Consider the following 13,818-nt stretch of genomic DNA (forward strand, 5'->3'; position numbering starts at 1 on the left):
TCCTATCCTAAATTTATCCTACGCAAGAAATTACAAACGTCACTTGAAAACCCGGCACAGGACGCTCCGCCAAACAAAGATCCCCGCCTTGCCGCACCATCATCTGCCGAGAAAGCGACAGGCCGATACCGGAGCCCGTTCTCTTAGTCGTGAAGAAAGGGATAAAAATCTCCCGTTCGATAGCTGCCGGAATAGGCGCGCCATTGTTGCTGACCCACAGCCCTTTCATCCAACGCACATCCACGGTCGTCGCCCCGGCCTCTCGAGCATTCTTGACAAGGTTGATCAGTACCTGCCGCAACATATTCTGATCCGTACACATCGTAGCAGACAAAGGGATGGAAAGATGCCACTCCAGATCGGGATAAAGTACCCGGATCCCCTCCACAAAATCACTCAAATAGACCTCTCCCATAACAGGTTCTTGAAGTTCTGCCAGTTTCCGGTAGCTGTCCACGAACAGGGCAAGTCCCCGGCTGGTATCGTGGATGGCACGGATCCCCTCCTCGTAAACCGTCCCGGCAATCGCGGGATGCTCCAGATAGGCCTGGCTGATACTGGCGATAGGCGTAGTGGCATTCATGATCTCATGTGTAAGCACACGGGTCAGCCGTTGCCACGATTCCACCTCATTACGGGCGAGCAACCGGCCAATGTCTCTGCCCGTCTCGTTGAGGGCCTCTTGCAACGCCCGCTCCCCGAAGAAGAGACCCTTCACGGGAAGACGGAACGTGAATTCTTGGTTGCGAATCGCCTCACGCATCAGATGCGCCCGATCTCTCAACAATACCTGATGGCGGTAAAACCATCCGATAAAGAGAATGACTGCCACCCCGAAAGAGACTATCAGAATCATAGCCTCCTCATTTTAGCATACAACGTCTGCCGGGTAATCCCCAACAATTCGGCAGCCCGGCTGATATTACCGTGGCAACACTCCACCACCTTGCTCACATGTTCCGACTCGACCTGCTCCAATGGAATCACTTTACGCCCGGCATCAATCGCGTCTTTCAAGATGCGGATCAGCTCTTGATTATCCCACGGCTTGGCGACAAAGTCCGCCGCCCCCATCTTCAGCCCGCGCACCGCCAACTTGATATCAGCGTATGCCGTCACCAGTACCACCGGGATAGCCGGATGCTTTTTATGGATGGCCTGAAGCCAAAGCAGGCCGTCCTGTCCGGAGTTTCCCCCTTGCGTGAAGTTCATGTCGAGCAAAATCCCATCCACCTTCTCTTGTGCCAATACCGTAAGGAGCGTGTCGGGAGAAGCGAGTGTCAATACCCTGTCGAACTCACCGGCCAAGCAGATCTTGACCGCCGTAAGAACCGCCGGATTGTCATCCACCGCCAATATCGTTCCGTAATTCGCCATATCCGATTCGTTTGTTTTTCCTTTATTCTTTCATCGGGGATAAAGGTACGGAAAAAGGCTGTATGAATATCATACAAGCGGGTGTATGATTTTCATACAAACTGCTCCGGACGCCCTTTATATCCATTGCCGGATAGCGGTAACGGCCTACATTTGCAACAAATAGTAAAACGAATGTTTATGAAATCATACTTCACTTTCCTTCGCCGCAACAAGTTCTACACGGCGATCCAGTTTTTCGGGATGGCCATCGCCTTGGGAGTCGTCGTTCTCCTTACTTCGTATGCCGAAACCGAGTTTAACATCGGGAACAGGCCTCCCTACTCTCGCCAACTGTATGCCATCGGCAATGGCACAAGCATCGGCATGACGCTCGGGACCGCCCCTGAACTGTTCCCTTCCATTCCGGAGATAAAGGAATGGACACGCCTTGTCAACAACGAGAAGACCGATCTGACCATTGGCGACCACTACTACCAAACGAATTGCCTTGCCGTCGATTCCAACTTCTTCCGGCTACTGGGATATCCGCTCATCGGAGACCACCGCGACAAGATACTGATCGGGACCGACGAAGCGGTCCTCTCCGAACCCTTCGCCCGCAAAGTGTTCGGCAACGAGGATCCGATCGGGCGTACTGTCATGTACAAAAACCGGACGCCGCTACGGGTGGTCGGGATCCTTCCCGCCTTCGATCCGACAGAACTGTTAAAACCGGTCGATGTCGTAGTCCCTATCAAATTGGAGGAAAAGGATCTCTCCTGGATGGATGGCTTCGGTTCCGTCCATACGTTCGTCACGCTGGCGGAAGGGGCGACCCCTGAAACCGTCGCCCGTAAACTGCTCGACAGCTACAAAAGCTATTGGGATTATTGGGAAGAGGACAACCGTTCGAACTCCTTCGCATGGGGTTCCTCGCTCACTCGCATGGACGAAATCTATTTTTCACCCCTTAACAGCTACACCCCTTTCCGCAGCGGGACAAGGGAACAGGTCCGACTGTTATTGGCCATCGCTATGATCTTACTCGTTTCGGCTGTCTTCAACTATATCAACCTGACGGTATCGCAAGCCGGAAAGCGGGCGCACGAGATGGCTACCCGCCGGCTGATGGGCGACTCCGCAGGGCAGATCATATTGCGCTATCTTGCCGAGTCGGCGATTTTCACCACCGGATGCTTCATCGGTGGTTGCCTGATCGCCATCATTACCAAGCCCTATTTCGAATATCTGCTTTCTACCCGGATGGCCTTTTCGCCTTCGCCCGCAACGTTCATCTACGCCCTGTTGTTGCTGACCGGGATCTCCGGTGTCTCCGGGCTGCTGCCGGCACTCATCATCAGCAAGTATCGTCCGATAGATATTGTGAAGGGAAACTTCCGCCTACAAAACAAGCAATTGTTCAGCCGCATGTTCATCATCGTGCAAAACGTTATCAGCACGGTCCTCATCACATTAGGACTAATATGGGCCGCCCAAATACACCACCTTGCCACTTTGCCGACCGGCTACAATACCGATTTGGCCTTCATAAAAGCTTGGGATTTGGGACCGACCTACGACAAACAGGTCATCCTGCAAAAACGTTTGCAGGCATTGCCGCAAGTGGTCGAAGTGGCCTTGGCACGGAAACTACCCTTCATCAGTGGTCACGATGGCGTACACCAGCCGGACGAGGAGGGGATGTCCTGGCTCCACCTTTCAGACATGGATAGCGTGGCTTTCCGGATGTTTGGTTTCCAAGTCGTGCAACGCTGGTCCGACCCGCTGCCCAATATGATTTGGGTAACAGAAGAGACTTGCCGCCGTTACCAACTTTCATCCGACAGGCCCCATTTCGGGAAAAAGGACGACAAGGGCGGCTACCGATATAACGTCTGTGGCGTCATCCGTGACTACCGTTCGCTCATGCCACTGAACACCCCGATACCCGACGCGCACGGGGCAGTCGGAGTAACAGACCCGAAAGGATACGTGAGCCATCAAGTCGTCCGCACACAAGGTGACCGGTCGGAAGCCCTGTCCGCCATCCGCCGCACCTGCCGGGAGGTCGCCAACGAACTGATCGGAATGCCCAAAGAGCTGGAGGTCGAGTATATCGACGATTATTTGGATAAAAATCTGACACACGAGAAGAACACCGTCATGCTCGTCCTCTGCTTCATGACCATCTCTATCCTCATCTCTGCCTTGGGACTGCTGGCCATGTCGATCAGCTACACCGAACAGCAGAGCAAACGGATCGCCTTGTGCAAAGTGATGGGAGCCGAGCCAAGCGGTGCCGTATGGGAACTTTCCAAACGGTTCATGACCCTCTCGCTGCTTGCCGCCTGCATCGCTCTTCCCTTCAGCTTGAAAGCGGTCCAAGTCAGTTTGGAACCATTCTATAACCGTATCGCCTTTCCGTGGCACCTCATAGCGGCGGCTGTCTTGGCGACCATCGCCATCGCTTTCCTGTCCATCATCGGGCAGACCCTGAGAGTCGCCCGCCGTAATCCCATCGAAAGCATCCGGACGGAATAAAAACAACATTCTATAAAATAGGTATACACGCTCACAAAAACAAGACAAGTCATGATTCAAATAAAAAACCTCAGCAAGAGCTTCCGGACGGAAGAGGTGGAAACCATCGCGCTCAATGGCATAAGCATGGAAGTGAAAAAGGGTGAGTTCATCGCCATCATGGGCCCCAGCGGATGCGGCAAATCGACCTTGCTGCATATTCTCGGCCTGCTAGATAACCCGGACGAGGGCAACTATCTATTAGACGGCGAAGAGGTGGGACACCTGAAGGAGAAAGATCGTACGCGCTATCGCAAGGGACGCATCGGGTTCGTGTTCCAAAGCTTCAACCTCATCGACGAGCTTACCGTCGAGGAAAACGTAGACCTCCAACTGAAATACCTCGGAGTCTCCAAGACAGAACGCAAGCAACGGGTACTCGACATCCTGCGCAAAGTACGCCTCAGCCAACGCGCCAAACATTACCCGCGGCAGCTCTCCGGCGGCCAGCAGCAACGTGTCGCCATCGCCCGAGCCGTCGTAGGTAAACCCATGTTGATATTGGCTGACGAGCCGACCGGTAACCTCGACTCTAAAAACAGTCTTGAGGTTATAGAATTACTCCGTCAACTGAATGCCGAAGGGACTACGATCGTCATGGTGACACACTCGCGACACGACGCGACCTACGCCGATCGTATCATTAATCTCTTCGATGGACAAATCGCGGACGAGCTGGAAGGAAGACTTTAGCATCTTCACAAAAAAAACGAAGACCGCGGGATTCACATCCGACGGCCTCCTACACTAACCCTTAACTTTAACCAATGAAAAACAATAATCTACTACACTTATCCCAACGCAGCCAAAACCGCGTCGTAATTCGGTTCGGTAGTAATCTCGGGAACAAGCTCCTCATAAACCACCTTGCCTACTTCATCGACTACTATCACGCCCCGGGCTAATAAACCCCTCAGCGGACCGTCTGCCAGAAGCATCCCATACTTATCCTCAAAGCATGAACACCGGAACATTGACAACGCAATCACTTTATCAATACCTTCCGTAGTACAGAAACGTCCATGCGCAAAAGGCAGATCTTTAGAAACAGCCAATACCACCGTATCCGGATGCGAAGCGGCTTCTTCATTGAAACGTCTTACCGATGCCGCACATACACTTGTATCCAAGCTCGGGAAAACATTTATCACCACCTTCTTCCCTTTCAAGTCGCTCAGCGACAATTCGGATAAATCACTTTTTACACCCTTGAAGTCCGGAGCCTCCGCTCCCACTTTCGGCAACTCGCCGTTCGTATGAACCTCGTTACCTTTTAACGTTACTTTTGCCATCTCTGTTTGATATTAAATAATCTCCCTCTCAGTTGGCTGCACAAATATAAGCAGCTTCTTGAAGATAGAACAAACGAAAACAAACTATGTTCCTTCGTTTAACTCTATTTAACTACTATATCCAACTATAGATTGGTTATCTTTGACGGCAAAATTAAACAGAATGGATTGGATTATTATCGGCGGACTTCTTCTAATCATCGTGATGCAAATCCTTTTGCGTCCTAAACAGCTAAATAATAACAAAGAAGACCTGGAAAAGTTGTTAAACGAGTTACAGCGCTCGTTCGACCGTATCGAGAAAAACTTCAGGGAGGACTTCCGCCTGAACCGGGAAGAAAGCCGGTTAGCAGCAAAAGATAACCGCGAAGAGCAGGCTCGTTCCTTAGACGCGTTCAGGGAAACCTTTGAACGTGGGATCGATTCTTTTAACAGGTTACAGAAAGAGCAATTCGCCGCCTTGGACGAACGCCAACAGCGATTAGTGGATAACACGGAAAAAAGACTGGAAGAGATCCGAGTCACCGTAGACGAGAAACTTCAAAAGACATTGAATGACCGTATCGGGCAATCTTTCCGTTTAGTCACCGAGCAATTAGAGAACGTACAAAAAGGACTGGGCGAGATGCAAACCTTAGCGCAGGATGTAGGAGGGTTAAAACGGGTACTCAGCAATGTAAAGACCCGGGGAAATATCGGGGAGATCCAGCTCAGTATGTTATTAGAGCAGCTATTGGCCCCGGAGCAATACGAGGCGAACGTTCATACCCGGAAAGGTTCGGAAGCGGTCGTTGAATTCGCTGTCAAGCTCCCCGGACGGGATGATGCCCGAGAATTCGTATACCTCCCTATAGACGCTAAATTCCCGAAAGATGTATACGAACAACTCCTAAACGCATACGATGCCGCAGATCCCCAAGCGATCGAGACAGCGGGGAAATTATTGGAGACTACGATCAAGAAGATGGCTAAAGACATCTCGGACAAATACCTGGCGCCTCCCGCCACGACCGATTTCGGCATTATGTTCCTGCCGTTCGAGGGCATTTACGCCGAGGTAGTACGCCGTTCCGCTTTATTGGAGGATCTGCAAAGAAACTACAAGGTAGTCGTGACAGGCCCCACCACCCTAGCGGCCATACTAAACAGTTTGCAAATGGGCTTCCGTACCTTGGCGATCCAGAAGCACTCAGGGGAGGTATGGACGATCTTAGGGGCCGTGAAAAAAGAATTCGAGAAAGTAGGCGGTATGCTCGAGAAAGCCCAAAAGAACTTGCAAACCGCCAGCGGGCAAATAGAAGAGGTTTTAGGAACCCGTACACGTGCTATCCAACGCAAACTCAAAGACGTAGATACACTTAGCGACCGTGAGGCCCGAGCGATCCTTCCCGAGATCGGAAGATTAACTGAGGATGACGAAAAAGCAGAATCATGAAGAAAAGACAAATACCCCACACGTATGTAATTATCTTTTACATCATCTTATTTTGCGCCGCGTTGACATGGGTCATCCCCGGCGGGCAATATACGGAGACCATCAGCCCAAACGGAGAAAGGACCGTCGTATATGAACCCGTGGAAAACGTACCTCAAACATGGGAAGTACTCTCTGCCTTTTATAAAGGATTTGTGGACAAGGCGGATATCATTGTCTTTATCCTCATCATCGGTGGGGCATTCTGGATCGTGAACGACAGCAAGGCATTTGACATCGGAACAGCCAGTTTCCTGCGGAAAGCACGCAAAATGGAGAACAACCCCATCCTCCGTAAAATAGGCATAGACAATTTCTTATTGACCGCCATCATGTTACTTTTCAGTATATTCGGGGCCGTATTCGGGATGAGTGAGGAGACCATCGCTTTTTGTCTGGTCTTGGTCCCGATGGCGATATCTATGGGATACGATTCCATAACCGGCGTATGTATGGTTTTTGTAGCGGCGGGATTAGGTTTCGCCGGAGCGATTTTAAACCCTTTCACCATCGGTATCGCGCAAGGCTTGGCGGGGATTCCTCTTTTTTCGGGTATCGAGTATCGTATCGTTTGTTGGTGTATTATCAATGTGGTAGGCTTCGCGTGGATACTGCGTTATGCCGCCAAGGTAAAGAAGAACCCTCGATTGTCGCCAGTCTATGAGGAGGACCAGTATTGGAGAGATTCGCATAGTACCCGTTCCTTAGAAATCGCATACAGGACCCCGAAAGCCGCGTGGATCAGTTTCGTCCTGTTGGCAATCGTACTAGTTATCTTCTCGATCCATTATCCACAGACATCCTTGAAAATAGGGAATAGCGTAATCAAGGGACTGCCCTTGATTCCGATTCTTAGCGCAGCGTTCGTGATCAGCTCGATATTTACCCTACGGAAAACCGTACATTTGTATCTATTGAACCTCTTATTCTTCACGATCTTTTTCTTGATAACAGGCGTAATGGGCTATGGGTGGTACATTATGGAAATAGCGACCCTGTTCTTCGCCTTAGGTATAGCGGCGGGAATTGCCAATGGACGCGATCCGAATGAGCTTGTGAGACTTTTCTTGGAAGGTTGCAAGGATATCATGGGCGCCGCCTTGGTCGTCGGCCTGGCTGGAGGTATTATCGTAATCCTGCAAGACGGCAAAGTGATCGATACGATTCTCTTTAATCTAGCGAAAGGAATGGAAGGCTTGGGACAAGTAGCTACAGTCGGGATGATGTACGTTATTCAAACGCTTATCAATTTGGTTATTCCTTCCGGAAGCGCCAAAGCCGCCCTTACCATGCCTATCATGGCTCCATTCTCGGAATTGATCGGTTTATCCAAACAAGCCACCGTCATGGCCTTTCAGTTTGGCGATGGCTTCACGAACCTGATAACTCCCACATCAGGCGTCCTGATAGCGGTTCTGGGAGTAAGCCGTATCCCATACGATAAGTGGTTCAAATGGGCATGGAAATTCATCCTTGTCCTAGTGATCCTAGGATTTCTATTATTGATCCCAACGGTATTGATCCCGATGAACGGCTTTTAATCGATATTCGGGCGAAAACGGAAACCCGACCGGAAAGCCATTGAGATACGGCGCCAAAGTCAATGGAACGCGAGAGGGATTCCATTGACTTTTCCTCCCTATTCCAGAAGCTTTTTGGGGGGATTTCTTTTTAATGGACTAGCTGAGCTTATTCTCTTCTTTCCTCATTCAAGTTAGTAGGAGATAGGTTAAGCTGCTCTATTAGATTCTTAAGGGTTGGATTAGAATCCACCATCCGTTCATAGGAGTCTTTACTTATTGTCTTTTGACTTGAATATACGATTGTATTGTTTTCTTTCACGTTGGACCGCGGTATATACTTTGGTATATCCTCTTCTTTCTTATTTGACCCTGTATTCCTAAATCTTGGGATAGTAAAAGGTTGTCCTGGTGTAAGAATATATAAATAGTATTCTTCATTTAATGATAAAAGGTACCTAAGGTCTGACGGGAAATTATCAATTATAGTATCTGTAAAATCTTCACAGACTATTTCCGTTGTTCCCAATTCAGAATCCCTATAGACATCGTAGAACTGATTAAAGATGTTATTATCCCATTCGAGAAACTCTGCCACGACCTTGTGATGATTCATACACAACAAATAGTAGAGAGCAGTATCTAGTCCCCAGGCATTAATAACTCTCATCCTCTTACTTTTGTAACTATAAAATATATTTTCATTCGTATGGGCATTTGTTCCTTTTGCGTAAGTTACTGCAATATAAGCGATCCACTGGTACAAGAGAAGCCTTGCTTCCTCTTCTGAAATGCCATCATTCGTCTTAATCATTACAGAAAGGTATGCATTGATATATGTACAACTCTTAAGCTTTTCAATGTCTAATTTAAACCAAGATGTGTTTACGAATCTTCTAGACAAGTAAAAATAGAAGTCTTTATCCGTTGTTAATTCATCTATATGTTTACGTACTATGTCCTCAGGTAAGAATTGGATAAGTAATTTTCCACAATACATCCCATGATATTTATTCCAACATTCCTCAACCGCTTTTTCATAACAAGGGTGCCAATTGATTTTCCACTCTTTGTCAAAGGATTCTTTATAATTGTCTAGTCGTTTACATACCCATTCTGAATCTGTCAATCCACCACTCAAAAGTGCTAATCCTACTTTTCTCTGTTCTACACAAGGAAGATCTAAAAAGATTTTCTTTAATTTCTTTCCAGCATAGCCGACACGTTTGCTTTTCTTATTGGTGTATAGACAAATTAAATCATCCAATGATTCATTCGCGTCGACAGGACAAACATACTCTCTATACTGAAGTTTATTATCTACATGACTAACCCAGTCCACCTTGTTATAAATTCTCCTAATTATTTCTATTGGTGAAGAACCTAAGTGATCTATTGTGATATTTTCTGATAGCTCCATAATGTATTGTTAAAAGATTCTGCCATGTCAGGGGAATCACCTAACTTAGTGTCGCAAAAGGCTCAAGTAATCCTTGACAGACATGGCGAAAGTAATAATAAAATCAGAGAAACTCACCCCTTTAGGTGGAATATTTTCAGTTATGGAGCCTATTCGACAGCCATGAAGCGCAATATCCGCATCGTCGTGCATCTCCCCGATGCCGGAGGTCGGAAGATATACTTCTCGACCGACTCGGAGATGACCGGGCGAGACATCATCGAGTTCACCAACCACGGCAACAAAGCCACAAAAGCGATAATGACAGAATGTGCGTGGTGTACGACAAGAGCCAAAGGAACTTACTTCTCGACCAGATACAAGAGGCTTGCCTCCCGCAGAGGAAAGAAACGCGCATTGGTCGCGATTGCCGCAGAGATGCTCAAAGTGGTATACCACATACTCAAAGACGGCTCGGCCTATAAAGAGTTAGGAGAGAATTACATGGTATCCCGTCGCAAAGACGCACAGATAAAGTATCACCGCGAACAGCTCAACAGACTACTCGGAGAGGACTCGCCCGAGACTCAAAGCGCATAGGGCGCACGAATCCTAAGGCCGACTCTTACTGGGACTATGAGCCTGAAAATGAAACTGGCCTAAACGACTGAGAGGCAAAGATTGTTGCTGCGAGCACGCGAATGAAATTTCCTGACCATCCGGTCGTTTTAAAACCTAAACGCCTCACCCGGCAGCCGCATGTGGCCACAAGCCGCATGCTAATTTTTCGTTGTGTCTGAAAACGTACTATAAACACGAAGTGTTGGAAATCAGCACTTCACAACAGAAATATTTTCGAATGAAGAGCCGTGAAACCATATATAAAATCATCGTTTGGATGGAGGCTGTTTGAAAACTTCTGCGTAACTTTGCTAAGCAATATCTCAAGGAGTCAATTACGATTTCCTCATATCGGTCAAGTGCTGTTTTCTGCATCGCTTTAATGTGTGGTAAGAGACCATTAAAGGTACTGAAAAAAATAGTCACTTAGCCAATTTTGTTATGCTATACATCGTTAATTAACTCGCTTATTTTCAACGAACTGAACTAAAATTTAACATAGTATTAATATGAAAAAGAAAATGCATTTCGTTTTGACGGCATTATTGGTGTCGTTTATTTTTAATTCTTGTTCTTCTGATTCGCCGGAAGAAAATCTGCCTGAAAAGGAAGAACCGGAAGTTCCTTCTGAGAAATATGAAAATGATGTTGTCAATCCTGATTATGTACATATAGATTGGGAAAAAACAAAATTATATGAGGTGGATCAAGAGAATGGAAGATATTCATTTGAAGCTTCGTCTGAGACTAAAAATTTAAAACCTGGTTCGATACTTATAATTGATGCTGATACAGCGAGTTACATTGTTATTGTGAATGAGCTAAGGCGTGATAATGGTGAAATAAGTATAGAAACTAGAAAGGGTGACTTATGCGATATATTCGCCAACACAGAATTTACGTTATCAACCGGAGGAGAATCTACAAGGAGTCCAAACAAAAATGTAATTCTTCCTCAAAAAATATCTTTCTTGGACATGGATGGAGAATGGAAGGAATATAATTTTATGAATTCAAGAACCCCTTCGCATTTGACGGGTAATTTGTGGAAATGGAATAATGATGAACTTGAAGGTCGCATATTATATGAGCATCCAAAGTTTAAAATCTATTTGGAAAAATCTAATTTTCATATTGATATTGATTTAAACATGACCTTAAGTTTTGGTGGACGAACACTTCAAGAAGTGAAAGATGTCATAAAAAAACAATACAGAAGCAAAGCCTTGTCTGTTGAGGCAAATATAGAAGGGCGTTTTGAGACAAACCAACAGCTTAGATTTGACGCATGGCATCAATATACATATGATAATGATGAACGGATAAAAGAATTGAGTAAGTATCTACCTAAGATTAAAGTTCGTTTTCTTGTACTTGGAGTACCTGTTGAAGTATCATTAAATGCAGATGTATATCGTGCGATTTCGCTTAGTTCAAATGGTAAAATCAGTGCCTATATGGGATTCACAGACAAAGCCAGTGGCACAATAGGCTTTCAGTGGAACCAGGTAGATGATAAACTTACTCCTGTTAATGAGTTAAAAAATGAGCTTAGTGTAACTTATCCAACAATGAAAGGGAAAGGGGATATGAATGGAAAGGTGTGGTTATATCCACGTATAAGAGTTGTCTTATATGGTTTGTTAGGACCGTCTTTTGATGTCAAACCTTATGTGCGTATGAGTGTCCATGGAGGGTTTTATGAAGAATTGTTGTCTTCTTCAAAAGATTTTTGTGCGTGGGATCTTTCCAATCACGTAGGATTGGACGCTAGGGCTGGATTAAGCTTTATGTTTATAGGACAGGAAGTCAAGAATGTTTCAACAAGTGATATAAATATATTTGATAAATGTATTTATCATTCTCCTTATGATATTCGTTATGTGTCTTCTACTTCAAAATCTGTAAAAAAGAATGTTCCTAATACTGTAAAGTTTGAAGTTTATGATGCGGACTCAATTTTCAATAGAAGTATTCCTACTATCCTTAGTCAGATAGTCAAATTTGAAGGAAAAGGGGAGCTTTCTTCTAAATATGGCATAGCTAATCACGGGCAGGTATCTGTGGAATGGATTCCTACTTCTTTTAAAGATACATTATATGCAAGACTCTATGATGTGGATGGTAAAATCATGAAAGAAGCGAAATTTTATGGGAATACACAAATCAATGTTATGACTGGAAACGCTTCCGTTGAAAAGACAGATGTTGTATGTTTTGGTAAATTGGAGGGCATGGACAATTTTTCAGAAGTGGAATATGGTATTAAAATAAATGAAAACCATATAATATCTCACAATATCAATAACTCGATATATTCTGTAGAATTATCAGATCTTTCCGAAGGTACCTACAATTATTGTGCTTATGCAAAATTTGGAACAGAAATATCTTATGGAGATATCAAGACATTTGTTATTGAAGTAGATAATGAAGAACCCACTCCTGGACAAGCTGTAGACTTGGGGCTTAGTGTCAAATGGGCAAGTTGGAATGTCGGTGCTAACAAACCTGAAGAGTTCGGCAGTCATTATGCTTGGGGAGAAACAGGAGAGAAATCGGTCTATGATTTCAATACTTATAGTCATTGGCAAGATTTAGACGGAAGTGGAGATCGTCTTTTACCTAATTGCAGTGGAGATTGTATGAACTTTGAGGAGCTTGTCAATATCGGTAATAATATCAGTGGAACAAATTATGATGTAGCACATGTAAGATGGGGAGGCAAATGGCGTATGCCGACTCGTAACGAATGTATGGAACTTATAACAAAATGCAAGGAAAAATGGGTTGAATATCACGGGGTTGGTGGGTTGCTTATAACTGGCCCTAACGGGAACAGTATATTTCTTCCTGCTGTTGGGTATAAAGGAGAGGATATAATAGGTGTAGCGCCTAAAGCCTGGTATTGGACAGCATCAATACACAATAGTTTATTCTACGATGCTTATTATTTAGGATTCAGCAATGACAACTATGGAACAATGGTGAATGGTGCGTTTCGTTGGAATGGTGCAGTAATTCGTCCTGTTTGTGATTAATAATTAACAAAGAGGCTGATTCAAAGTTAAAAAGGGTCAGCCTCTTATTTGGTATGACGAGCATGACATACATCTGTGGTGAAAGCCCATAGGGGACGTAGTTGTCGACGAACCCCGTAGCGACTTGCAAGTTTCGAGGTACAACCGTCCGTGATATAGCGGGTAGAGCAGAAGACCAACTTGTTCCGTTACCTACTGAACCCAAAGTAAGTCAAACGAGAAGTCAAGAATCGAGTATGGAAAAACCGGAGCAGACTGGGACAGTGCGCCGGAGGAGGCTGGGACACTTTTGATGCGGCAAAGTTAATGATTTTTTCTCAGACTATCTCCTTTCAGTTCAAAACGTATGGCAGAGTGCACCATCCGGTCGAGTATTGCGTCGGCGGCGGTGGTGTTGGTCTCCAAGCAGTCATACCAGTCTGCGACCGGTATCTGCGAGGCGATTATGGTTGATTTGCGCCCGTGGCGGTCCTCGATGATTTCCATCAGGTCGAGTATCTGCTCGTTATTGAGCTTCTTGATTCCGAAGTCG

At 45.9% G+C, this 13,818-nt stretch carries 11 protein-coding genes; 6 read left to right on the plus strand and 5 right to left on the minus strand.

The window, feature by feature from the left end; translation table 11 throughout:
• Positions 1–13: 13 nt before the first annotated feature.
• Together G7Y39_RS04785 and G7Y39_RS04790 are read right to left on the minus strand one after the other, a co-directional pair.
• On the minus strand, positions 14–856 hold the full coding sequence (locus G7Y39_RS04785) for a PAS domain-containing sensor histidine kinase (RefSeq protein WP_165155594.1): 843 nt from the start codon (positions 854–856) through the stop codon (positions 14–16).
• Positions 853–1,377, minus strand: coding sequence for a response regulator (locus G7Y39_RS04790; RefSeq protein ID WP_165155596.1), 525 nt, complete (start codon positions 1,375–1,377; stop codon positions 853–855). Before G7Y39_RS04790 ends, G7Y39_RS04785 begins: the two co-directional genes overlap by 4 nt.
• Before the next feature lie 180 nt (positions 1,378–1,557).
• Here G7Y39_RS04790 and G7Y39_RS04795 point away from each other — a divergent pair, with 180 nt between their 5' ends.
• On the plus strand, positions 1,558–3,900 hold the full coding sequence (locus G7Y39_RS04795; protein ID WP_165155598.1) for an FtsX-like permease family protein: 2,343 nt from the start codon (positions 1,558–1,560) through the stop codon (positions 3,898–3,900).
• 51 nt (positions 3,901–3,951) lie between these two features.
• Complete coding sequence (locus G7Y39_RS04800; RefSeq protein ID WP_165155600.1) at positions 3,952–4,632, plus strand: ABC transporter ATP-binding protein; 681 nt, start codon at positions 3,952–3,954, stop codon at positions 4,630–4,632.
• 98 nt (positions 4,633–4,730) lie between these two features.
• Here the strand turns inward: G7Y39_RS04800 and tpx are convergent, their stop codons facing one another.
• Positions 4,731–5,231: a thiol peroxidase gene (gene tpx / locus G7Y39_RS04805; protein ID WP_165155603.1), complete on the minus strand. Its 501-nt coding sequence runs from the start codon at positions 5,229–5,231 to the stop codon at positions 4,731–4,733.
• 163 nt (positions 5,232–5,394) lie between these two features.
• Between tpx and G7Y39_RS04810 the strand changes: the two genes are divergently transcribed.
• Both G7Y39_RS04810 and G7Y39_RS04815 read left to right on the plus strand, forming a co-directional pair.
• Positions 5,395–6,666: a DNA recombination protein RmuC gene (locus G7Y39_RS04810; RefSeq protein WP_165155605.1), complete on the plus strand. Its 1,272-nt coding sequence runs from the start codon at positions 5,395–5,397 to the stop codon at positions 6,664–6,666.
• Positions 6,663–8,246 carry a YfcC family protein gene (locus G7Y39_RS04815; protein WP_165155607.1) on the plus strand — a complete coding sequence of 528 codons (1,584 nt, stop codon included), beginning with the start codon at positions 6,663–6,665 and terminating at the stop codon, positions 8,244–8,246. The genes G7Y39_RS04810 and G7Y39_RS04815 overlap by 4 nt, the downstream gene beginning before the upstream one ends.
• 148 nt (positions 8,247–8,394) lie before the next feature.
• Here the strand turns inward: G7Y39_RS04815 and G7Y39_RS04820 are convergent, their stop codons facing one another.
• Positions 8,395–9,645, minus strand: a complete 1,251-nt coding sequence (locus tag G7Y39_RS04820; protein ID WP_165155609.1) for a hypothetical protein — start codon at positions 9,643–9,645, stop codon at positions 8,395–8,397.
• 24 nt (positions 9,646–9,669) lie between these two features.
• On the opposite strand from G7Y39_RS04820, the gene G7Y39_RS13500 reads away from it, so the two are divergent.
• Together G7Y39_RS13500 and G7Y39_RS04830 are read left to right on the plus strand one after the other, a co-directional pair.
• Positions 9,670–10,224 (plus strand): hypothetical protein, encoded by a 555-nt coding sequence (locus G7Y39_RS13500; RefSeq protein ID WP_206225146.1) that lies wholly within the window; start codon positions 9,670–9,672, stop codon positions 10,222–10,224.
• A 530-nt stretch (positions 10,225–10,754) separates the two neighbouring features.
• Entirely contained in the window at positions 10,755–13,286 is a 2,532-nt protein-coding gene (locus tag G7Y39_RS04830; RefSeq protein ID WP_165155611.1) for a DUF1566 domain-containing protein, read from the plus strand.
• A gap of 303 nt (positions 13,287–13,589) precedes the next feature.
• Here the strand turns inward: G7Y39_RS04830 and G7Y39_RS04835 are convergent.
• Positions 13,590–13,818 (minus strand): ATP-binding protein (locus tag G7Y39_RS04835; RefSeq protein ID WP_165154149.1); only part of this gene is annotated, 229 nt, incomplete at its 5' end.

The sequence above is a fragment of the Parabacteroides sp. ZJ-118 genome, from assembly GCF_011038785.1.
Classification (GTDB): domain Bacteria; phylum Bacteroidota; class Bacteroidia; order Bacteroidales; family Tannerellaceae; genus Parabacteroides.

Excerpts from the sequence above, each read along its gene's own strand:
- G7Y39_RS04785 (WP_165155594.1), bottom strand. The coding sequence starts at position 856 with ATGATTCTGATAGTCTCTTTCGGGGTGGCAGTCATTCTCTTTATCGGA.
- G7Y39_RS04790 (WP_165155596.1), bottom strand. The coding sequence starts at position 1,377 with ATGGCGAATTACGGAACGATATTGGCGGTGGATGACAATCCGGCGGTT.
- G7Y39_RS04795 (WP_165155598.1), top strand. The coding sequence starts at position 1,558 with ATGAAATCATACTTCACTTTCCTTCGCCGCAACAAGTTCTACACGGCG.
- G7Y39_RS04800 (WP_165155600.1), top strand. The coding sequence starts at position 3,952 with ATGATTCAAATAAAAAACCTCAGCAAGAGCTTCCGGACGGAAGAGGTG.
- tpx (WP_165155603.1), bottom strand. The coding sequence starts at position 5,231 with ATGGCAAAAGTAACGTTAAAAGGTAACGAGGTTCATACGAACGGCGAG.
- G7Y39_RS04810 (WP_165155605.1), top strand. The coding sequence starts at position 5,395 with ATGGATTGGATTATTATCGGCGGACTTCTTCTAATCATCGTGATGCAA.
- G7Y39_RS04815 (WP_165155607.1), top strand. The coding sequence starts at position 6,663 with ATGAAGAAAAGACAAATACCCCACACGTATGTAATTATCTTTTACATC.
- G7Y39_RS04820 (WP_165155609.1), bottom strand. The coding sequence starts at position 9,645 with ATGGAGCTATCAGAAAATATCACAATAGATCACTTAGGTTCTTCACCA.
- G7Y39_RS13500 (WP_206225146.1), top strand. The coding sequence starts at position 9,670 with ATGTCAGGGGAATCACCTAACTTAGTGTCGCAAAAGGCTCAAGTAATC.
- G7Y39_RS04830 (WP_165155611.1), top strand. The coding sequence starts at position 10,755 with ATGAAAAAGAAAATGCATTTCGTTTTGACGGCATTATTGGTGTCGTTT.